Genomic DNA, 21,487 nt, shown 5'->3' with positions numbered 1-21,487 from the left:
ACATAATTGGGGCTCGTTTTCAGTTTGATTGTCGTTACCTTATTTTGTTCCTGAAACTAATCCCTTTTAGCTAACCGATCTCGGTCTTCAAATGTCGGAGGTTGCTCCCTCCATCTTCTCTCAATCATTAAATCCATGCCATCTTCTCCAAAAGCTCCTGCTTTCGTTATAAAACTGGCGTACATCGCACTAATATCCCTACGCATGGTTGCAGATAATCCAGCTCCATAAGTTGCTACACCAAGATTAGAAAGAATGCCAATAATATAAAGCATCAAATGGTCCGAAAATGGCGGTATGGTTGAATCTGTAACACTTTGGTCCCATGACATTGCATTTGGGACATCACTTTCTAAAAGTACATCATGAATAGAACTCAGAATATGTTTCGTTAAGTGCTTTCCTCTCAGGAAATATTCTCTTATTTCTCGTTCTTGAGCCACCTGCGGAAAACCCACACATGTTGCTCTACCAATTTCATTTTGAAAAGCATTAAGCATCAAATGGATAACTTCTATTCCCAACAAGGAACGTTTGCGACCAAACCAACCTGTTAAAAAATTTTCTTTGTTGACATAGTCAATTTTAATTGGATAGGTCATATAAGGAATCCGCACAAAAGTGCCCTTATTTTCCATAAGATTCACTACATCATTGTATAATTGTGAGGCATCATCGTAGAAATCTTTATACATTTTTCGTACATCTTCTCTTGCAGCTGATGTTAAACCTACAGTATGGGAAGCAATTCCAAAACGACAAATTTGCAATACATACTGCATATAAAACATCTCGGAAAAAAGTTTTGGTGCCCCAGGAATAACATGTTTCCCTACCTTAAAGCCTTCTGGTACTGCAATTTTCTCCTTCAGAAATAATTGCTCTGTTTCATTCATATGTTTTTTGGCAATGTTTTTCGTTTGCTCGAGTATAGGATGAATGTCTGGGTCTGAGTAGGATTCCAAAAAGTGGTGCATTATACAATCCACCATACTGTCGTTAACATACGTACCCCATAAGACTGATACTTCTGCGCTTGTTAGTTTTACGCTCTCGTCCTTGCTCTCCATAACATGTCCACCATCCTTTTTCATCTATATCAACAATCTAATACTGAAAATATATACTAGGTAATTATGTTCATAGAAGTATTAGAATTAACCGTTATGCTAAAAACTTTTCCTATACCTTTAATTTTTCAAATGGTTCGCCTTGTGATAGATTTTCCTATGTAAATAATTGTTATTCAGGTTTTGATTATTGAATCTTCATTCAAAATTTTAATAGAGCTTAATACAAAAAAGTTCCCCATTCGAATTGAATGGGGAACCTAAAAACCTTTATGAATATTCACCTGTATATAGAAGGATAAATTTCTTGTAAGTGATCTGATATTAAATTGTAATACTCTTATCATTAATTTAATAAAAATCTGTGCTATAATTTTGACAAATTCAGATAATTACATGAAGGTTATCAGATATCATTATGGGAAAAGGTATTGGTGGAACAAATGCTATACATATGGGATATTGAAAAGATCATTGAAAATACTCTCCAACAACATAATTTAGAAATTAATTATGAATTTAACAATCATCTAACTGTGCCCATGAGTTATAACGTATCGACAAATACGATTAAGTTTAACTACTTACAAATTAACGGATATAAAGATAAATTGAACTTTAAAATTAAAGAGACTGATGAAAACTTTGTTAAACTTATTCTTTATCGAGTACTCGGGTACTATTTAGATTTTAAGAAAAACAAACATGATACAAGGATTCTAATGTATGGAGAAGATGATGAGATCGAACAGCTTAAATCGTTAATTGAAACAAATGCTTGGGAATTTGGAAGAACGTTGGTCCCTAAACATCTAGTAGAATCTTATGACAGAGTGCGCGATTTAGATAAAATGCTGCTACCAAGCCATTAAACCAATCAATTATTTAATATTTCGGCCTTTTACTATTAGAATAACACTACCCTAGACTTGTTTTCTGATTTTTTTGATATAGAAACCAGTCTCCGCTTTCAATCAACTTCATATTTTTGAAATTCTTACTCTCTGGAAGGACATAAACAAAGGCCAGAAAATCCCCAGTACCAGTATGGATCACTTGTTCCACTCGATTATAAAGATTATCTTTTCCAACTCCATTGTAGTCTTCCAACCCATCGAGGTCAGAAAGCTGCGCGTCGTCCACTATATAAAGTTCTCCAACTACTCGACTGTCAGTGGATTGCACTAAAAACGGGTACCCCTGATGCGAATCAAATAGCCTTCCTTCTGTGAAACAATGACTTGCAATACAAACAGCATCTTTAAGCAGCTTATGATTACGGTCATCCTTTCTTAAGGTGCCGTAAACGAATACATGGTGCCTTTTTTCCATTACCATCACTCCCAAATATTTAAATCTTCTCCTACAAATACTCCCGAAAGCAGTACATCACTTTAAACCACTTTTGTTATTTGGCCTTTATGAGTTTTTTTATGATTGTTAGTTTATAATATTTATCTAAATATTGTTAAAAACTTTTACTCCGTTAGGGTCAACAACATTCGACGATAAGAACCCATTTATAACCACTTCCTTAATCATAACTTCATTACCGACTTTGGAAATGATTTGATAAAGAGGTCCTCCAAACAACTGGGCAAGGTCTTTATCCAATCCCTCCATTTTAGTTACCAATTTTAATTTTTTTATTTTTATGTTCTCACTCATAGAGTCTATTACATCTATATTCAATTGGAGTTCAATCCTAAAATGATAGGGTGTAGTAATAAAGGTCCTCCTTTCACCGCGATCAACTTCCCAATTCATTCTTTCAGCATTTTCACTAATTTCTCCTTTTACTTCCTCCGATACTATAAAGCCAATATGATCAAACATAATCCTCTTTCCATAACCAAAAGTTATATTAACTGCCCCTTTTCTTGCTTCTAAAATTCGGAAAAGAATCTTTTTTTCACGAAAATCATCCCAAGTTAATGGAGGATTAAACGTTTGAAAATCGCCATTGTATTTTCCTAAACGTTGCGATATGCGAAATCCATTCTCTTGATAAAACTTTTCAGTTTCCTCCACATGGGGAGTCCAAAAATGATAATGAAAAATCATTATGTCACCTCTATATTAAAACCTGTTTTTCATATACTTTCGATAAAATCAAAGGATTTCCTGCTTTGTTTCTTTTACCCATTTTTATACCCATAAAAAAACTAACCGAAAAAAATTCCGATTAGTTTATATTCATTGATTTTCTTTTTACATATTTTTTAATTTAAATTGTTTATACCATTGGCCTGCAGCCTCTACTTCTTCCAATGTTAGTTGGTGACCTCTATTTTCCCAATGAATTTCAACCTTCGCATTTGCCTTGTCTAATAAAGATTGTAGTTCAGAGGACTCTGTTGGAGAGCAGATTGGATCATTTGTTCCAGCGGCAATAAATACTGACTTCCCTGATAAATCAGGAAGTTCGATTCCTCTTCTCGGTACCATTGGATGATGGAGAATCGCACCCTTTAAGGCATTTTGATAATGAAATAATAAACTTGCCGCAATATTCGCCCCATTTGAGTAACCGATGGCAATGACATTATTTCGGTCAAAACCATACTTTTCAGCTGCTTCATCTAGAAACTCATTTAATTCTTTTGTACGGAAAATAAGATCTTCTTCATCAAAGACCCCTTCCGCTAATCTTCTAAAAAAACGCGGCATGCCATTTTCTAATACATTCCCACGGACGCTTAAGACATTCGCCTCATCATCCATTCTTCCTGCAATCGGCAACAGGTCTAATTCTGTGCCACCCGTACCATGCAGTAATAATAACGTTGGTTTAGTTGGGTCTTGTCCCTTATTGAATATATGCTTCATGATTAATCTCCCTCCAGAACGTTCATCGTTGAAATGAACTATTTAGGTCTTTCGATTTCAAAAATCTCACCAATTTTGGCGTAATAATTCCCAGCCAATCTACTTACCGCAGCCAAACCCTTGGGATCAATTCTCCCTTTTTCATAGAGGTCATTTTCGATATGAAATTGCACCACTTTTCCAATGATTAAATCACATCCCGGGGAATCCGAACCTCCCAATTCAAATGAATGTTCCAAAGAACACTCCATTCTAATTTTCGCCTCCTTAACTCCCGGCACAGTAATTTTTACGCTTTCTACTGGAGTTAATTTCGCTAACTCTATTTCACTTTGATTTGGTGGAAGACTGGCAGCTGTTTTATTTACTTTTTCCACATTTTGTTCATCCACAATATGAACAACAAATTCTTTAGACTCGATGATATTTCTTGATGTATCCTTTCGTTCCCCTTGTGCACGTTGAATCGATAATGAAATCAACGGAGGATTGGATGATACGATATTAAAATAGCTAAATGGTGCACCATTCAAAACCCCGTCTTTTGATATCGTTGTGACGAAAGCAATCGGTCGAGGTATGATGCTTCCTATTAGGAACTTATAATTATCCCGTTCAGACAATATGGCTGGGTCAATCGAAAGCACAGTAATCATTTCCTTTCGTAAAATCAGTTTAGTTCTCTTACTTCAAATGGTAACAATCCGCGTTTTATTTGTCCTCTATGAGGCTCATATTGTGATGGCAACATTAATTTTTCCCCCATTGTAGCTTGTGACTCATCATGCGCAAAACCTGGAGGATCAGTTGCAATTTCAAAAAGGATTTTCCCATGTTCCCTAAAATATATCGCATTAAAGTAGTTTCGATCCTGTACTGGTGTAACGCTATACCCATTTGCTTGAACGAATTGTTTCCAATCTAATTGATCCTCATCATCTTTCGCCCTCCATGCAATATGGTGTACAGTTCCCACACCCATTTGTCCTCGACCAATCGGAGTTAATTTAAGATCGATTATATTTCCGATTTCAGCTAAGGAGCGAAAGCGTACAAAATCCCCCTCTATCCCGATTTTTTCTAATCCTAAAACATTTTCTAACAATTCCGCTGATTTATTTGGTTGAGAGGATAAAAGAGTGGCACCGCCAAATCCTTTTATGGCTACATCCGATGTTACTCCACCAAAGGTCCAAGTATTAGCTTCCCCTTCTTCTCTTTCTACGATTTCCAAATGAAGCCCATGTGGATCATCAAATTCCAGGTATTGCTCGCCAAAGCGTTCCATTTTCGTAAAAGAAATGTTGAATTTTTCTAGTCTTTTTTCCCAAAATCTAAAAGCACCTGTCGGAACTACATATGAAGTTACTCCGACTTGCCCGTCTCCAATGATCCCTTGACGTGCACCTGTCCATGGAAAAAAGGTAATAATTGTTCCTGGTTTTCCACCTTCGTTACCAAAATAAAGATGATAAGTTTCTGGATCATCAAAATTGACCGTTTGTTTGACAAGTCGTAATCCTAAAACTCCAGCATAAAAATCTACATTTTCTTGTGGATGACCTACGATGGCTGTGATATGGTGAATCCCCATTGTTTTCTTACTCATTTTTCTCACTCCTTTTTAATGTGAAATTCGCTTTGAAAAGGAACTGTATACGTTATTTTGTTCCTAATTTGAATTTTGAAGTCTTATATTTATTTGAATTTAAGAATCTCAATTCCGAGATATTTTAGAAAAATAAAGCATCTAAAGCATATTGACCAGGACCGACTAAAGCTATACCGATCGTAACGGCGATCAAAGTTAAGTTATACTCATACCCATTTGATGTTGCCCATACTCCATTTGGACCATGCACTTTCACGATCGCCATTACCATAGTACCTGCAATGATAATTCCCGCAAGTGGCGTTAAAAGTCCTAAAGCAAACAAAATTCCACCAATTAGTTCTGCTAATCCAGCGAATAAGGCCATGGTTACTCCCGGTTTCACACCAACGGATTCAAACCAGCCTCCCGTACCTTTTAACCCGTAACCACCAAACCAACCAAATAATTTCTGAGCACCGTGACCAATGAATAATATACCAACTACTAAACGAATTATTAATAAGCCAACATTAATCATTTCTGATTCCTCCTAAGTGCTTTTATCTTGAATCCGAGATATTTATTTTAAAAAATAAAATTTTATATTGTATTCTTTACTTTCTCCAATAACCGAAACAATGTCACTGCCTCATCAGAATTTAATGAATGAAACATATCCTCAATTAACTCAAGATGTTTCGGCATGATTTCCTCCATAAATTGATTTCCTTTATCCGTTAATGTCACATGAATCACACGTCGATCATTAGGACAGTCATTTCTCTTTAACAAACCTTTTTGTTCTAATTTATCTATCACATAGGTCATCGATCCACTAGAAATTAAGATGCAGTGACCAATCTGTTGGATGGTCTGTTTCCCCTTTTGGTAAAGGACCTCTAAAACTGAAAATTCCGTAATACTCAGTTTGTTTTTAGTCATTTCTTCCTTTATGCGCTCATGAATAGCTTTTGATGTTTGCATTAAGACAAGAAAGGGTAAATTCTTGCATTTTCGCACCATTTTAAATCACCTCCCAAAATCTCGAAATTTATTATCTTGAATATGAGATAATTATAATTCTTAACATTTTTCATGTCAACACCTATTTTTATTCATGCAATTTCCCCAATTAGAAAAAAGGCAGCATAACTTATTAAAAGTCATGCCGCCCTAGTCCAATTTTCTTATTTTGAAATGGTTAATTTTCCTTTAAAGCTAAGCTTTTTTTGATAAAAAAATTGTTTGTATGCCAAAAGCAGAAAGTAGATGATTGAAATTCCTAAGACGAATATCCAGATATTGTAGATCCATTTATTCCCCCATATGCCTATGAAAGAAAAAAGCGCCGGCAAAGTTAAGGTTATCCATGATTGAATAATAGCTACTTTTCCAACGAATTTATTGATATTGATTTTTTGTGTATTGATTACAAAAAATAAAAACCATAAAAATGACCACAATAGCCATGTCAACGCATTAACCATATCATGAAAATGGATAATGGATTCCATCACATAACCGAGAGCGATAATAGACACCCATAAAGAGTAGTAACCCAGCCCGCTTCCATTCATTCCTTTTAACAGAGTAATTCCGACGTACAAATAGGTTAGACCGAACAAGAAAGTGGCTGCTTTTTCAAATAAAAACCAGTGATCTTGACCGGAAATAATAATTAAATAAAAAGGAGCGATGACTTGGAACGCCCCAACAAACAGATTAAAAATCCCAACGTTTTTTTCATCCGCTTTTCCTACGAGCATAATCCCATTTAAAAATAATGCAGCACCAGATAAGAACAAACCGATTATATCCATTTTATTTTTTCCTTTTCGTTTTTTTATATTACAAGTAGCTGGTTTTTTATATAATCAAAAGTCTTTACTTTTTAAAAAGTCGTATGACGTCCGATTAGCATTTCTTATTATACTTATACTCGATCAGAGAGTAAATCCTTTCTATATCTTAAAAAAATGGAAATTGTTTATTTCACCACACAAATAAATTGGTTAGCACTATAACCTTTTACTTTTTTCAACAAAAATCATATGATATAAATGTGATATCACTTTTATATCACGTTGATCTTAGGGAGGGGATTGTATGACAGAAAAAACGATCTTTAAAATGAATGGTTTTGCCGCACTTGTCATTGCCATTGTGTGTATTGTTGGCGGAGTTTTATTAGTCATTAACGGTGTTTCAACACTAGAAAAAATACTTGCCATTGTAGCCGTTCTACTCGGTTTGATCATTGCGACCAGTTTAACCATTGTTCAGCCTAACGAAGCAAAAGTATTAACATTCTTCGGTACGTATCTAGGTGTGATTCGTGAACAAGGATTATGGGCAACCATTCCCTTCACGTTTAAACGACGTGTTTCCTTACGTGTGACGAACTTTAACAGCGAGAAATTAAAGGTCAACGATTTAGAGGGAAATCCGATTGAAATCGCTGCTGTTGTGGTATATAAAGTAAGGGATGCTGCTAAAGCCCTATTTGATGTAGAAAACTACGAGAAATTCATTCAAATTCAAAGTGAAACTGGGATTCGCCACATTGCCAGCACCTATGCCTATGATTCATTTGAATCATCCGGAAACGCCTTAACATTAAGACAAAATAGCGATGAGGTTGCAGACGTTCTTATGTCTGACTTACAAAAAAGACTTGAGGTTGCCGGGGTCGATGTCATTGAAGCAAGGATTATGCATCTGGCCTATTCTTCCGAAATCGCATCTGCCATGCTTCAAAGACAGCAGGCTCAAGCAGTGTTGTCGGCACGGAAAGTGATTGTTGATGGTGCTGTAGGGCTAGTCAAAGCCGCAATTGATCAGCTGGCTGAACAAGAAATTGTCGAGCTGGATGAGGAGAAAAAGGCACAGATGGTCAATAATTTGATGGTCGCGATTGTATCTGAAAAGGGCACGCAGCCCATTATCAATACAGGAAGTATTTATTAAGGTTGTGTCGTAAATGACGAAACGAAAATCATTTCCGCTCCGTATTGATCCCAAATTATATGAAGTGTTGGAAAAATGGGCGGAAGATGAAATTAGAAGTGTGAACGCCCAAATCGAAGTAATTTTAAAAGAGGCGGCCAAAAAGGCCGGCAGAATGAAAAAAGAATAAATTACGGATATTTAAGGCACGGGGATATAATAATTATCCCCGTGCCTTTAGTTTACAGCTGGAGCTGGTTAATGAACGGGCTCCTCCCATTTAAAAAAGAGTCACCCCCCAAGGTAATACACCTTTTATTGGTTGTTACATATTATGCATTAATGAAAACGCCTAGGGGGAGTCCGAATGATTATACATGTGGTGAGCGCTGGCGAGACGCTCTGGCAAATTACCAACCGCTATGCTGTAAATATGAATACAACAGTTCAATTAAATGGGTTACCCAACCCAAATCAATTACTAATAGGACAGTCGTTAGTTATTCCAAAACCTGGGACATCCCACAGCGTTAAGTATGGGGATACATTATGGTCCATTTCTCAACAATACGGCGTCACCATTCAGGCGATTATCCAAGCGAACCAACTAACAAATCCAAATGTTTTATATCCTGGGACCAAACTATTTATTCCTTCTATCACACATATTGTTCAATCAGGGGAGACCTTATGGCAAATCTCCAACAGGTATCGGATCACGGTTCAGGCAATCATCAGTGAAAATCACATTCAAGACCCTAACATGATTTATCCAGGTATGCAATTGGCAATCCCAAGAACAAAACCAACGATTGAAGTAAATGCTTATACGTATCAGTCGAACGAAACAACTGTCGATAACTTTAATGAATTTGGGAATCTACTTACTTATTTTAGCCCATTTGCTTATATGATCAAGGAAGATGGGACATTACAACCGATGAATGACCAGGTAATGGTTGATGCTGCAAAATCTAAAAATATTGTACCCATGTTGGCGATCACAAATTTCACCTCCACACAAGCTGGATCAAATTTAGCGCATGTTATTTTATCCAATCCAGATTTAAGAGAAAAAGTACTTACAAATGCTCTTCAAGTGATGGATACTAAGGGCTATAAAGTGTTAAACATTGATTTTGAAAATGTACAACCGGATGACCGCGAGAATTATAATCAATTTTTACAATTAGCGGTTGACCGTCTGCATCCAAAGGGATATTTGGTCTCAACTGCTCTTGCACCAAAAGTAAGTGCAACCCAAGCAGGACTGTTATATGAAGCACACGATTATGAGGCACATGGAAGAATTGCAGATTTCGTGGTACTTATGACCTATGAATGGGGATATCGACTTGGCCCTCCGCAAGCAATCTCTCCTATTAATCAAATGCGAAGAGTTGTGGAATATGCCTTATCGGTGATGCCAGCAGAAAAAATATTTTTAGGATTCCAAATTTATGCCCGTGATTGGTTTCTCCCACATGTTCAGGGCCAAGAAGCCGAGACCTTTAGCCCTCAAGAAGCGGTAAGAAGGGCTGTTAAATATGGGGCTTCCATACAATATGATACGATCGCACAATCACCATTTTTTCGCTATGTAGATGAGCAAGGCCGGGGTCATGAAGTATGGTTTGAAGATGCACGCAGTGCTCAAGCAAAGTTTGACATGGTGAAACAATATAACCTGCGTGGTGTCAGTTACTGGGCATTAGGTTATCCATATCCACAAAACTGGGCATTATTAGGTGACAATTTTACGATAAAAAAATTAGCTTTGTAATGGGGAATCTGGGATATGAAGGACAAATCTTTCATTGGGTACCCGCGAATTGTCATTCATCCAGGCTATGAAGGATAAATCTATCGTTGGGTACGCGTAAAATGGTCTTCATCCAAGCTATGAAGGACAAATCTTTCTGGGTTCCCTGTGAAATGGTCTTCATCAAGGCTGTGAAGGACAAATCTTTCATTGGATACTCGCGAATTGTCCTTCATCCAGGCTATGAAGGATAAATCTTTCGTTGGGTACGCGTAAAATGATCTTCATCAAAGCTATGAAGGACAAATCTTTCTGGGTTCCCTGTGAAATGGTCTTCATCAAGGCTGTGAAGGACAAATCTTTCATTGGGTACCCGCGAATTGTCCTTCATCCAGGCTATGAAGGACAATTCTTTCATTGGGTACCTGTAAAATGGTCTTCATCAAGGCTATGAAGGACAAATCTTTCATTGGATACCCGCGAAATGTCCTTCATCCAGGCAATGAAGGACAAATCTTTCATTGGATACTCGCGAAATGTCCTTCATCCAGGCTATAAATGAAACAGGACCATTTTTACACTTTAAAGAATACATTCAGTCTCGACTATTTCAATTAACTCCTTCAATTGCTCTATACTTTGATTTAACGAAAGTGAATAATAACGCTGAGTTCCTTTTTGTTCTATTTTAACAAGTTGAAGATCCCGCATGATTTTTAAATGGTGAGAAATCGCTGGTCGCGATAAACTGGAATGTTCAGCAATTTCATTTACACTTAACGGTTCTCGTTCTGCCAGCAAAAGAATAATATCCTGCCTTGCCGGGTCACTTAACGTGTTAAATAACGGAATACACGCCCTAAAAACATCAATCGCTTGTTTTGTCATAACTCCAAGAGCCCCCTTACTTTTCACCAGCGACATACATCGCAATTTTTGCTCCCAGGCTCCTTGGCAAAAACTTTGCTGCGAGTGCACCAGCTTTATTCAATCCACCCGTTATTATCACACGTTTCCCGTGCATCATTGCCTGGTAACCTTGTTGAGCTACTATTTTTGAAGACATAGCCCGACTGAACATTTTTGTTCCTTCCACACTGGCAACCGAACCAAAATTGGTCTTTGTTGCACCAGGGCATAGAGTGGTAACGGTAACACTGCTCCCTTTTAACTCTTCCACAAGTGCTTCTGAAAAAGAAAGCACATATGCCTTTGTCGCGTAATACACAGCCATTAATGGACCCGGCTGAAATGCGGCTGTACTTGCGACATTCAGGATTCTCGCCTTATTCTGTTGTTTTAAGCTTGGCAGGAAATAATAGGTTAATTCTGTTAATGCCGTAATGTTAAGTTGAATCATCTCTGATTGTTTTTGAAGATCTAGGTCAACGAAGTTCCCCATTAATCCAAAACCAGCATTGTTAATCAAAGCATCGATATTAATTCCCTTTTTTTTAACTTCCTGGAATACTTCATTAGCCGCTCCTGGTACGCTTAGGTCTTTAGCAATGATCGTCACTTCAATATGGGGAAAGGTATGTTTGATTTCTTCTAATTTTTGATTATTTCTAGCAACTAGAACAAGATTGTAGCCATCAGCAGCAAACAGTTTTACGAACTCATATCCTAAGCCGCTTGTAGCTCCAGTAATTAATGCTGTCCTTTTCACACACTCGTTCCTCCATTGGGGTTTGTATTTTATTCGAAAAATAGAATATTCGCGTTTAAATGTTTAAACGTTTAAACGTATAATAATTAAATATCCTCTTAATGTCAATTACATTGAGAGAAAGATCACAAATTATAATCATTTACTTATGCTCCGAATTTGGAAGGACTGCTTCGAATTTTTCTGACCATTAAACAGTGGCTGTGATCGGCCTCATTTTTGCTTGTCTGTATCTTGGACTCATTCTTTACTTTTTCGTAGCAGGCAAAACACTTCTGGCGGTTGCCTGTATCGCAGGAGCCCTATGCCCAGGGTACTTTTTCCGCTCTGTTATTAACTGAATGTTGATTTCACGGTGTTTGAAAAATAAACGGAAAAATTCCTTTTAGTTTGGGAAATGTTCATATTTCCATAAAAATAAAGGTAGGTTTTCCGTTTATCTCATCCAAATCATTAGATTTTAGCTTGTTTAGAGGAGTTAACCGGAATATCTCCGCTAATATGTGCTTCTTAACACTTGACTACATACATTAGCCGGAGAATCTCCGCCTACTATCATAGCTACATGAAAATCAGCTATGATTGAAAGAAAGCAACTGAATGAATTACAACATCAACCAGACAAGGTAGTTTTTTCCTAATTAAATATGCTACCATTATGTTAATAAATCAGTGAGGTGGAGAAATTGAAAAACAAAGTCATTTTACTCTCTTCAGATCAGCTTGGCAAAGGAGAACCAGAACTAGGTGAAGGAATATTAGAAACCTTCTTTACGATTCTTAAGCAGAAGGAAGAACTGACTGCTGCTGTTTTTTGTATGAACCGGGGTGTGTTTACACTAACAGATAACTCGCTTGTTTCTCTCCAATTAAAAGAACTGGAAGAAAAGGGTGTTGACGTTCTTGCATGTAAAACATGTGTAGACTTTTATGAGCTAAATGATAGGCTTGTAGCTGGGAAAATCAGCGGGATGGACCATTTTATTGAATTAGCCTCAAAATATGAGGTCCTTACCTTATCTTGATTTTGAAGAGGTTTTCCATAAGGTATCTGTCATTTATTTAAAATCTAAACAATGTTGAGATACAACAATCGGCGCTTTAATGCAACAAGATAGGACAATTATTACAACATACTTTATATATATCAACCATAAATTAGGCCATATCAAAAACTGCACCTACAATTATTGGATAACACCAAAAATTGAGGTGCAGTTCATTACCTTTTACTCATTCCTCTAGCCATTAAGCTTTTTAATAAACACAACTTTAAGGTAGTTTCCTTCCTTAAATTGCTTAATTGTTTTAAAGTCCTGAGGTAATGAAAATTCCTCTTCTATTCGATATTTCCTGTTGCTCTCCTTAAATGCAGCATCAATAAACGCTTTGAACTTTTTCATGTCAAACGCAGCACAATTAGTCGAAGCGACAATTACCCCATTATTCTCTGTAATCGCGATCGCTTCTTTCAGGAGATTTTTATAATCCTTTTCTGCACTGAAGGTAAATTTCTTAGACCTTGCAAAACTAGGAGGATCAAGGATTACCATATCAAAGGTTAGCTTCTTCTTACCAGCATATTTAAAATAATGAAAAACATCTTCCACAATAATATCTTGGGCTTCATAATCAATTCCGTTCACACTGAACTGCTCAATCGTCTTCGGTAAACTACGATTAGCCAAGTCAACACTGGTTGTTTTTGCAGCACCACCGATTGCCGCAAAAATAGAAAATGCCCCGGTATACGAAAAGGTATTTAATACAGTCTTTCCTTTAGCGTACTTATCACGAATCGTTCTCCTCACATCGCGCTGATCAAGAAAAACCCCAACCATCGCTTCTTCGTTTAAATAGACAGCTAAATTAATCCCATTTTCTTTGACAATAATCGGAAACTGTCCTCTTTCTCCATCAACAAATCCATCTTCTTCGATATATTTTCCCTCAATATTAAAACGCTTCTTCTGGTAAATTGCTTTATAATCAACTAGATTCTTAAGTGTTGCAAGCACATGGTCTTTATACGTATAAATCCCTCTACTGTACCAATTGATTAAGTAATAGCCATCGAAATAATCGATGGTTAAGCCGCCAATTCCATCACCTTCTGCATTAAATACTCGAAAGGCGGTCGTTTCCTGATCTTTAAAAAACGATTTTCTTTTGTCTAATGCAGCCCTAATCTTTCTTTCAAAAAACAATTGGTCAATCTTTTCATCCTTATTATGAGTAAGCACCCAGCCATACCCTTTGTTTTGCTTACCGTAATAGCCTTTTCCTATAAATGTATGTCCTTCATCAACAAGGTTAATCAACATACCCTCTTCTGTTAAATCAGATGCGTTATTAATCAATTGTTTCGATATAAGGGGATAACCTTCCTTATATTTGTTAACGAACGATGCCTTCACCTTTATACTCACTTCTGATCCCATTATCTCCATCCTTACCTTAAGTTACATTCTATTGTTACATATATAGTCATAATTTGAAAGAAAACTTGTCACTACCTTCTCTCCGTTACAGAAAAAGAAACACCAAAGTTCGGTGCTTCCATTCTGAACTTTATATTAGATATCCATTCACAAAATCGGTGATTGTTACCATTTCGTCTTCTGTAAGTTCTCTCTTTACGTATTTCGCATATTCTACTTGTATTTTCTGTTGATCCCCGCTATAAGTATCAGTAAATCTTGCAATCGTTCTCAGCATGGTAACTTCTTGATTAAATTCCTCTTTTGAAATCGGCTTCCAATGGGAAAGGACATATGTATCTGCATCAAATGTTTCTAATCTATCTAAAAGTTGAAGTGTTTCCTTGATTGTATAGTTTTCTTTTTCCGAAAAAATATCGGGATAAATGCAGTCGCCTAAAAATAAAATCTTTTCTTCTTTGATATACACGATGACAGAATCTGAGGCGTGATCACCTCCAACCTTCTGAACTATACAGGTTACTCCTCCAAGGTCTATCTCCACTTGATTTTCAAAAACTACATCGGGTAGGACAATGGTGATATCTCGGTGGTCAGTGTATTCCTGCTTAATTGCATTCGCACAAAATTCAATCTCTGTTCCTTCCTTCACCCTTGCATCTATCGCCTCATCCGACCATGAAAGATGAATGAATTTCTCCATTTCCTCTTTTGTTTCTTTGGAGGAAAAAGATACGGTATTTGTTAATGCCGGAAGGCCAAAGATATGATCCCAATGCCAGTGTGTTAGAACGACTATATCAGGATTTGGGACATTCCTTTTTGAAAGTTCTGCTAAAAAATATTGGGCATGGTTTTCGGAGTTACCTGCATCAATCATCAATGTCTTGTGATCCCCAACCACCATCCCAAGAATGGGCCTGTCCGTCTCAGAAATTGGAGTGATATACCAAAAGCGCTTACCTATCTTCTCAATTGAATGCATAACTAATTTCCCCCTTTGATTACTTGTATTCATTATTATTTTCCAATTAATTTTTCCTATTTACTTGATGAAGTGCTCCAAAAGAAATTATCTTTTTTTCACAATAACAGAATGATAGCTGTTAAATAATTTTAGTGATAAGTTTTTTGTGAATTCTTGTGCCTCATGAATAAAAGCAGTTAGGACTGGACTAATGTATTCTAATGAACGGATCTCTAGACCTAGGTTTTGGTACACTTGAGGAGATAAGTATGAAGGAGTGACCTTCGGCAAGGTTGAGGGAATTGCCAACTCCGGAAGTATTGTATATCCAACCCCTTCTTGAACCATTGCAATAATGGTTGCTATGTCGCTGACTTCAAATTGAATGTGAGGTGTTATTCCTTGTTCCTTAAAGACTGCACGAAGTAAACGATCACATTCCTTTGGCATGATCAGAGGTTCACTTCCGATTTCCTTTAAGAATATGGAAGATTGATTTCCCAAAAGATGTTGCTCCGGAACAATTATAACCATTTTATCCTGTAATAAGGGAATAAATTCAAATTCATGCTTTTCCTCTGTGACCACGCCGACATCAATTACCGACAATTTAATCCAATTTTTGACTTCTTCATAATTTCCTTCATATAGAGTGACATCTACACCGGGAAACCGTTTTTTAAAGGAACTGATCATTCCTGGTAATAGTTTCGTTGACATACCTGAAATACTTCCGATTTTTATTGTTCCTGCTTCAACGGCTGCCATTCCACTTGCTTCGTTTACAATTTTTGTTTTAATCGTTAGCAAGTCCTTAATCAAGCTCGTGATACGCTCTCCAATTTCTGTAACGCTAACCCCATTCCTGTGTCGGTTTAATAATTTTATATTTAACTCGGATTCCAAGGCTGCTACTGCTTGACTGACGGCAGATTGAGAAAGGCCGATTTGCTCCCCGGCTTTTGTAAAACTTTTCGTTTCAACTACCTTTAAGAAAACCTCTAATTGGAATATAGTCATAAATTCCCTCTTTTTTACTTATTAGTTTTTACTTATTTAAGAAATTAAAAGTATTAATTTTACTTATATTATAACTCATCATATACTACAAGCAAGATAATAAGAAAGGTGAGGAAATTTCATGAGTATCTTACACGCAAAGGGGCAAGAAATTCTGAAGGAAATCCAAACAAGTAAATCAGTGCTGATTGATTGCTGGGCTCCATGGTGTCCTCCTTGCAGAATGATTGGAGCTGTTTTGGAAGAAATCGATGAGGAACTGGAATTAAAAATAGTAAAAGTTAATTCCGATGAGAATGAGGAGTTTATAAATCAGTTTGAGGTACTTGGAATACCGACATTATTGTTTTTTCAAGATGGTCAGCTGGTGAAGCGGATAACAGGTTTTCAACCTAAAGAAATGCTGATCGAATCAATAAAAAAGCATAGGTTGGTTGAATAAGAGGTTAATTGATAGCTTTTTTTGAGTTAAGAACAAAGGATTCCCCTACAATTTTAAATGGATTCTCATTGTCAGAATTACTATAAAACAGCAGCCTGAACTGGCTGCTGTTTTAATGAGAGGATATTTCATAAAATTGGTAATTTCATTCAAAAGGTTATTGCCCATTAGAACGGTTTTGCTGTTGTATCATTACTTTTTTGGGTGGTTTTGGATAGTTTCCCTTACCTGCATCATCTGGACCCGTAAGGTCGTTTCTTTGGTCCAGAACTTTGCCAGTATACTCAATCGGATTGTTCTTATTCATGGTTTCACCTCATTTAAATGGATTGAAAAAATACACTTTTAGGATTCGTTATTATTCCCTTGAATATTTATACTCTTTATAGATTTTAGAGAGTATTCCTTAAAACCATTAACTTCAAATACCTGCATTTTTCCGCACTTTCAGCTTTCACCGAAGGTTTAGACCTGAATAAGCTATTAATAAATGTGGATTATTCATGAAACATGCAATACCGGAGGGTGATGCCTTATTAGACAGAATTTTGAAGGAAAATGGGTATGGGGGGAAGATAAATTGAAGGTTTACCGGGTAAAAGGCACAGATAATAAAGTAGAATTATTAGAAATTACAAATGATGGGATTGTGAAGGTTAAAAATTTAGCAACCAATGAGATCATTGAAATTTCAGAGCAAGCCTTTGAAATCGCATTTGAACCAACAGAATATAAATTTATTGCATCAGTAAGTCCAAGGGCACAAGTGCAAAAACAAGAAATTACACTGGCGGATATTGATTCGATGATGGAAAATGCGCAAATAGAAATCATTGAGCTTTTTGGCAAATGTACAATGGTTGCAGTTCAGCTGGCAAATGGTTTTGTCCTTACAGAATCAACTACGAGCCAAGATCCAGCACATTACAATAAAGACACAGATACCCAGATTTGTTTAGAACGCATCAAACAAAGAATTTCGGAATTAGAAGGCTACAAATATCAGTATTAATTAGAGGGGCTAGTGATGTGAAAATCACCGGCCCTTTCTCATTTTCCGGATTATTTAAGCTATTGGTTTGCTGAAACGCGCCTCAAAGTGGATGGTCTTTTTTTAGTTTAATTGGATGGTTATCATTTCTTCTGGTTGCGATATGATTTAATTATAAAAAAGTAGAACACTAAAGAAAGTAAATTTTAAGAGGTGCAACATGAATATATTGATAGGTTTGGTTATCTTAATTTTAATTATTTCTGTCGTTTTGACCCTATTCATTACCGGAAAACCAGATGAAGACTACAGTAAATCCACAAGAAGAAATACAACGAACTTAACTTTAATTTATGTAGTCATTATTTTTATCGCTCTGATATCACTAGGAATCTATATTTGGTTGACTCTGTAAATAAACAAGGTCCACTATTTTATTGGAATACATTAAACGGAGATGATGAAAGATGACATGGGCTGTGATTTCAATTGTACTCGTCAGTATGGTGAAAATTTTAATGACCTGTCTTCCAACCGGTCCAGTGGAATGGCTAATCAATAAATTTGAAACTCATACAAAACTTACCAACATGAATGTCACCGTTACCTTTGGCGGGAAACTACTTGAAGGTGAAAACAAAGTGGGAGTACTTCAATCATTTAATGAGGCTACATTTTTAAAGAAGCATTATATTTATCCGGGAACAGAGGAATTATATTTACATCCAGAGAACAGTGAACCCCCCTTCGTCATTGAAACAAAAGAAGGTAAAAACGATGTCCGGTTATTTGTCTACTGTTCCAAACACAATGTGGAAGTAGTCAAACAGTACAAGAAAAAGATAGTAGCCTATCAACTGCTTTCAAAAAGCCTTCAAAAATGGTCTTTTTCTGCATAACAAGAATTAGAAAAGGCGGTCTTATATATGACCGCCTTTTCTATTTCATATCATTTTGTAATTGCATTCAAAGCATCAGCAAATCTTTTAATTCCTTCATGTATATCTTTTTCTTTTTCCCTTGAAAAAGTAAATCGAACAAATCCCTTCTCTGAGCCCATTGTCAAACCGGGAACATAGATGACTCCTCTTTTAATGGATTCCTCCAGCAATTGATTTTCATTCACTTCCCTTTTTATCCTGCACCAAATATGAATTCCGCCATTAGGAATATAAAAATCAACCTGATCTTTTAAAATTGACTCAAGACTGACGACAATTTGATTTCTTCTGCTTTCTAACTGCTTCACTAAATTTTTTATATGATATTCAAAATCGCTTGAATCTAAAAAATCATTGGCAATCCACTGCGTATAACTTGCATGTCCATAATCAACCTGCTGCTTAGCATCTGATAACCGTTCAATCACTGCTTTTGGACCAATAATCCATCCAATCCTTAGACCTGAAGCAACAATTTTCGTTAGTGAGCTAATATATAATACATTCCCGTTCCGATCTAATGATTTGAGCGTCTGCATCTTTTCCCCTGTAAAAGAGGTTAAACTGTACGGATCATCCTCTACAATCGGAATTCCATATTCGGATGATAACTCCAGAACCTTTTTTCTCCTTTCTTCCGACATTAGCGTACCTGTGGGATTTTGATAAATAGGGTTCATAAAAATCATTCGGATTCGATGTTTTTTATACAATGTCGTTATATCTAAAGGGTTAATCCCTTCCTTATCCATTTTTAAAGAATAAGTTTTGATTCCGGCTGATTTAAAAACAGGCAGATTATAATGATAGGAAGGATTTGCAATCGCAACGCCGTCTCCAGGTTTTAATAAACATTGGACGACAAGATGCAAAGCTTGCTGTGCCCCTGATGTAATTAAAATCGATGATGGGTTCGTTTCTATACTACGAAACTGTTTCACGTGATTCGTTAGCGTTTGCCGGAGGATCGCATTCCCTTGGGGATGATCATATCCCAAGGTTCCGATAAACGATCGGTTGAAAGTAATCTCCCTTAGGGAAGTCATCGGAAAAAGATCCTGAGACAATTCCCCACTCGCTAAATTAATCAGATTTTGCTCGACCATTTCTTTATGTATTCTTTGAGTGACAGGCAAATTAGGTAAAAACGAACCTGCCTCAATGTACCGATTCCAACTAGGGATCCGTTTCTTGGCTATCCCCCAAATATCTTTGCTGACCGTTGTTCCACTGCCTCTATTCCGATCAATGAGTCCATTTGCTTCCAATTCGTCATAGGCAGAAATAACCGTGCTTCTGTTGATTCCAAGCTCTTTCGCCAAACCTCTTTCAGATGGCAGTGGTTTATCAGGAGGAAAGGTTCCATCTGCAATCCCGTTTTCGATATAGTCAGCAAGTTGTTTATAAATAGGTATTTTCGATTCTCGATCCGGTTTCCAATCCATTTGTTACATCCTCTATTTCCATTTACTCTGTTAAACTATTGTATACTTTTTCAAGGTCAAAAAAAAAGCATTTGAAATAAGAACAAAGGCCAGTGTTTTGATCACTGGCCCTGCATAATTTGATATCCCTTTATAATCAGCAAGAGGATAAATAGACTCCAAATGCTAATAATGAGTGAACCAGCTACCCAATTTTTTGGCTTTCCCTTTTTCAACATTTCTTCTGCTTTCAGTTCACAATCAGAAATTACATTTTTAGGAATCATCTTTAAGGCAAGCATAATTCCCAATGGAACAATAATAATATCATCCAGGTAGCCTAGGATTGGTACAAAATCGGGGATTAAATCAATGGGACTGAAGGCATAGGCGACAACACCAGCCGTAAACGTTTTTGCATACCAAGGAACTCTTTTATCTTTGCATGCAAAGTAAAGAATAAATATTTTTCGTTTCAAATTTTTCGCCCAAGTCTTTATTTTACCCATGCTTTTCTCCTTTAAAAAATGAACAATTTCTGATATATTATGCGGATCTTATTCTATCCGTTAGTATTGACCACTGCTGACATTTTTTAACTGAATTTAATAAATGTAATAATGTATGGCCTCTAAGCTGCCTTCATATTCAAAAATCTTACTGTGCGCACACTTGCAGATCCTTGTTTATTATCCTTATTTAACACTTTTCTATTTTAATTTTCCACTTGTCTTGTCCCCTCTCATTATTACGCAATTTTCATCTCTTTCTTTTTTCTCTCTCCCAATGGCTTAAAAACAGAAATCACGAACATCGAAACAAGTGAAATGATTTGTAGAATAATCCCACACCAGAGCTGCCATTTATTCACTGTAAAAGCTGGATCGAAAAGAACGTTGACTCCATTATTGGCTGTTAGTGTTACTGCTTTAAGTGTTAAGCTATACATAGCAAAAGGACCCAATATAAGTGAGAGGAGCGTCAACCATTCTTTCACAATAATCCAGTAAAATTTGAACAATCCCCATTGGGTCAGAACGGAAAGTAGTATTCCTGTTATTACGGTGCCGATTGTTGAAGCACGAATGGATGTCTTCGCAAGCACATGCATACTGGAATAACATGCTTTCAACACATTTACATCGTTTGTATTTGCAGCCGTTATACTTAGAATTAGAAAAACAATAGAAACTCCTAACATAATGGCCGAAAACAGTAAATGAAGAATCAACAGCCATTTTCTTTTCGTTAAACTTAGTCTTCTCATTCCATGAATCACTCCTTCAAAACTATTACTATTCATAATGATAATCGTTGGGTCTAAAAGGACTCTAAAGCAAATCTAAAAAAAGTATAAAAATATAGATAAGATACGGAAGTAATTTCTTAAT

General features: G+C 36.4%; 27 protein-coding genes. 9 read left to right on the top strand and 18 right to left on the bottom strand.

Annotated features, from left to right (window positions below):
- Positions 1–56: 56 nt before the first annotated feature.
- Complete coding sequence (locus E2K98_RS13375) at positions 57–1,070, bottom strand: DUF3231 family protein (RefSeq protein WP_133334840.1); 1,014 nt, start codon at positions 1,068–1,070, stop codon at positions 57–59.
- 443 nt (positions 1,071–1,513) lie between these two features.
- Between E2K98_RS13375 and E2K98_RS13370 the strand changes: the two genes are divergently transcribed.
- Positions 1,514–1,942 (top strand): hypothetical protein, encoded by a 429-nt coding sequence (locus tag E2K98_RS13370; RefSeq protein WP_133334838.1) that lies wholly within the window; start codon positions 1,514–1,516, stop codon positions 1,940–1,942.
- A gap of 46 nt (positions 1,943–1,988) precedes the next feature.
- On the opposite strand, the gene E2K98_RS13365 is transcribed toward E2K98_RS13370, so the two are convergent.
- The 8 genes from E2K98_RS13365 to E2K98_RS13330 all read right to left on the bottom strand — a co-directional run bounded on the left by E2K98_RS13365 (position 1,989) and on the right by E2K98_RS13330 (position 7,313).
- A complete protein-coding gene (locus E2K98_RS13365) occupies positions 1,989–2,402 on the bottom strand; it encodes a gamma-glutamylcyclotransferase family protein (RefSeq protein ID WP_165976265.1) in 414 nt (137 codons plus the stop codon).
- Between the two features lie 126 nt (positions 2,403–2,528).
- Positions 2,529–3,134, bottom strand: a complete 606-nt coding sequence (locus E2K98_RS13360) for a hypothetical protein (protein WP_133334834.1) — start codon at positions 3,132–3,134, stop codon at positions 2,529–2,531.
- A gap of 147 nt (positions 3,135–3,281) precedes the next feature.
- The gene (locus E2K98_RS13355; RefSeq protein ID WP_133334832.1) at positions 3,282–3,899 is read right to left on the bottom strand and encodes an alpha/beta hydrolase; all 618 of its coding nucleotides are present in this window, start codon (positions 3,897–3,899) and stop codon (positions 3,282–3,284) included.
- 38 nt (positions 3,900–3,937) lie between these two features.
- Entirely contained in the window at positions 3,938–4,546 is a 609-nt protein-coding gene (locus tag E2K98_RS13350; RefSeq protein WP_133335560.1) for a flavin reductase family protein, read from the bottom strand.
- 23 nt (positions 4,547–4,569) lie between these two features.
- Positions 4,570–5,508 carry a ring-cleaving dioxygenase gene (locus tag E2K98_RS13345; RefSeq protein WP_133334830.1) on the bottom strand — a complete coding sequence of 313 codons (939 nt, stop codon included), beginning with the start codon at positions 5,506–5,508 and terminating at the stop codon, positions 4,570–4,572.
- 124 nt (positions 5,509–5,632) lie between these two features.
- Complete coding sequence (locus E2K98_RS13340; protein WP_133334828.1) at positions 5,633–6,031, bottom strand: DoxX family protein; 399 nt, start codon at positions 6,029–6,031, stop codon at positions 5,633–5,635.
- Positions 6,032–6,093: 62 nt separating this feature from the next.
- Positions 6,094–6,516 (bottom strand): MarR family winged helix-turn-helix transcriptional regulator, encoded by a 423-nt coding sequence (locus tag E2K98_RS13335; protein WP_133334826.1) that lies wholly within the window; start codon positions 6,514–6,516, stop codon positions 6,094–6,096.
- Between the two features lie 164 nt (positions 6,517–6,680).
- On the bottom strand, positions 6,681–7,313 hold the full coding sequence (locus tag E2K98_RS13330) for an AmiS/UreI family transporter (protein WP_133334824.1): 633 nt from the start codon (positions 7,311–7,313) through the stop codon (positions 6,681–6,683).
- 286 nt (positions 7,314–7,599) lie between these two features.
- On the opposite strand from E2K98_RS13330, the gene E2K98_RS13325 reads away from it, so the two are divergent.
- The 3 genes from E2K98_RS13325 to E2K98_RS13315 all read left to right on the top strand — a co-directional run bounded on the left by E2K98_RS13325 (position 7,600) and on the right by E2K98_RS13315 (position 10,222).
- On the top strand, positions 7,600–8,460 hold the full coding sequence (locus E2K98_RS13325) for an SPFH domain-containing protein (RefSeq protein ID WP_133334822.1): 861 nt from the start codon (positions 7,600–7,602) through the stop codon (positions 8,458–8,460).
- A 13-nt stretch (positions 8,461–8,473) separates the two neighbouring features.
- Positions 8,474–8,629 carry an Arc family DNA-binding protein gene (locus E2K98_RS13320; protein WP_133334820.1) on the top strand — a complete coding sequence of 52 codons (156 nt, stop codon included), beginning with the start codon at positions 8,474–8,476 and terminating at the stop codon, positions 8,627–8,629.
- Positions 8,630–8,806: 177 nt separating this feature from the next.
- Positions 8,807–10,222: a LysM peptidoglycan-binding domain-containing protein gene (locus tag E2K98_RS13315; protein WP_133334818.1), complete on the top strand. Its 1,416-nt coding sequence runs from the start codon at positions 8,807–8,809 to the stop codon at positions 10,220–10,222.
- A 561-nt stretch (positions 10,223–10,783) separates the two neighbouring features.
- Here E2K98_RS13315 and E2K98_RS13310 read toward each other — a convergent pair.
- Together E2K98_RS13310 and E2K98_RS13305 are read right to left on the bottom strand one after the other, a co-directional pair.
- On the bottom strand, positions 10,784–11,089 hold the full coding sequence (locus E2K98_RS13310) for an ArsR/SmtB family transcription factor (protein ID WP_133334816.1): 306 nt from the start codon (positions 11,087–11,089) through the stop codon (positions 10,784–10,786).
- A 16-nt stretch (positions 11,090–11,105) separates the two neighbouring features.
- Positions 11,106–11,870 (bottom strand): SDR family NAD(P)-dependent oxidoreductase, encoded by a 765-nt coding sequence (locus tag E2K98_RS13305; RefSeq protein WP_133334814.1) that lies wholly within the window; start codon positions 11,868–11,870, stop codon positions 11,106–11,108.
- A gap of 686 nt (positions 11,871–12,556) precedes the next feature.
- Between E2K98_RS13305 and E2K98_RS13300 the strand changes: the two genes are divergently transcribed.
- A complete protein-coding gene (locus tag E2K98_RS13300) occupies positions 12,557–12,895 on the top strand; it encodes a DsrE family protein (protein WP_133334812.1) in 339 nt (112 codons plus the stop codon).
- A 216-nt stretch (positions 12,896–13,111) separates the two neighbouring features.
- On the opposite strand, the gene E2K98_RS13295 is transcribed toward E2K98_RS13300, so the two are convergent.
- The 3 genes from E2K98_RS13295 to E2K98_RS13285 all read right to left on the bottom strand — a co-directional run bounded on the left by E2K98_RS13295 (position 13,112) and on the right by E2K98_RS13285 (position 16,298).
- Positions 13,112–14,311 carry a class I SAM-dependent rRNA methyltransferase gene (locus tag E2K98_RS13295; RefSeq protein WP_133334810.1) on the bottom strand — a complete coding sequence of 400 codons (1,200 nt, stop codon included), beginning with the start codon at positions 14,309–14,311 and terminating at the stop codon, positions 13,112–13,114.
- Between the two features lie 130 nt (positions 14,312–14,441).
- On the bottom strand, positions 14,442–15,296 hold the full coding sequence (locus tag E2K98_RS13290; RefSeq protein WP_133334808.1) for an MBL fold metallo-hydrolase: 855 nt from the start codon (positions 15,294–15,296) through the stop codon (positions 14,442–14,444).
- Positions 15,297–15,383: 87 nt separating this feature from the next.
- Positions 15,384–16,298, bottom strand: coding sequence for a LysR family transcriptional regulator (locus tag E2K98_RS13285; RefSeq protein WP_133334806.1), 915 nt, complete (start codon positions 16,296–16,298; stop codon positions 15,384–15,386).
- A gap of 121 nt (positions 16,299–16,419) precedes the next feature.
- Here E2K98_RS13285 and trxA point away from each other — a divergent pair, with 121 nt between their 5' ends.
- Complete coding sequence (gene trxA / locus E2K98_RS13280) at positions 16,420–16,740, top strand: thioredoxin (RefSeq protein WP_133334804.1); 321 nt, start codon at positions 16,420–16,422, stop codon at positions 16,738–16,740.
- Positions 16,741–16,897: 157 nt separating this feature from the next.
- Here the strand turns inward: trxA and E2K98_RS30930 are convergent, their stop codons facing one another.
- Positions 16,898–17,047, bottom strand: coding sequence for a hypothetical protein (locus tag E2K98_RS30930; RefSeq protein ID WP_165976264.1), 150 nt, complete (start codon positions 17,045–17,047; stop codon positions 16,898–16,900).
- Between the two features lie 273 nt (positions 17,048–17,320).
- Between E2K98_RS30930 and E2K98_RS13275 the strand changes: the two genes are divergently transcribed.
- The 3 genes from E2K98_RS13275 (at position 17,321) to E2K98_RS13265 (ending at position 18,630) form a co-directional block, all read left to right on the top strand.
- Complete coding sequence (locus tag E2K98_RS13275; RefSeq protein WP_133334802.1) at positions 17,321–17,752, top strand: Gp49 family protein; 432 nt, start codon at positions 17,321–17,323, stop codon at positions 17,750–17,752.
- Positions 17,753–17,951: 199 nt separating this feature from the next.
- A complete protein-coding gene (locus E2K98_RS13270; protein WP_133334800.1) occupies positions 17,952–18,146 on the top strand; it encodes a hypothetical protein in 195 nt (64 codons plus the stop codon).
- A gap of 52 nt (positions 18,147–18,198) precedes the next feature.
- Positions 18,199–18,630 (top strand): YfmQ family protein, encoded by a 432-nt coding sequence (locus E2K98_RS13265; protein WP_133334798.1) that lies wholly within the window; start codon positions 18,199–18,201, stop codon positions 18,628–18,630.
- A gap of 50 nt (positions 18,631–18,680) precedes the next feature.
- Here E2K98_RS13265 and pdxR read toward each other — a convergent pair whose 3' ends face one another.
- The 3 genes from pdxR to E2K98_RS13250 all read right to left on the bottom strand — a co-directional run bounded on the left by pdxR (position 18,681) and on the right by E2K98_RS13250 (position 21,363).
- Entirely contained in the window at positions 18,681–20,117 is a 1,437-nt protein-coding gene (gene pdxR, locus E2K98_RS13260) for a MocR-like pyridoxine biosynthesis transcription factor PdxR (RefSeq protein ID WP_133334796.1), read from the bottom strand.
- 101 nt (positions 20,118–20,218) lie between these two features.
- Complete coding sequence (locus E2K98_RS13255; protein WP_133334794.1) at positions 20,219–20,605, bottom strand: YkvA family protein; 387 nt, start codon at positions 20,603–20,605, stop codon at positions 20,219–20,221.
- Positions 20,606–20,844: 239 nt separating this feature from the next.
- Entirely contained in the window at positions 20,845–21,363 is a 519-nt protein-coding gene (locus E2K98_RS13250) for a DUF2269 family protein (RefSeq protein WP_133334792.1), read from the bottom strand.
- Positions 21,364–21,487: the final 124 nt, after the last annotated feature.

This window comes from Bacillus salipaludis (assembly GCF_004358205.1).
This window is presented reverse-complemented; position numbering and strand designations above follow the sequence as displayed.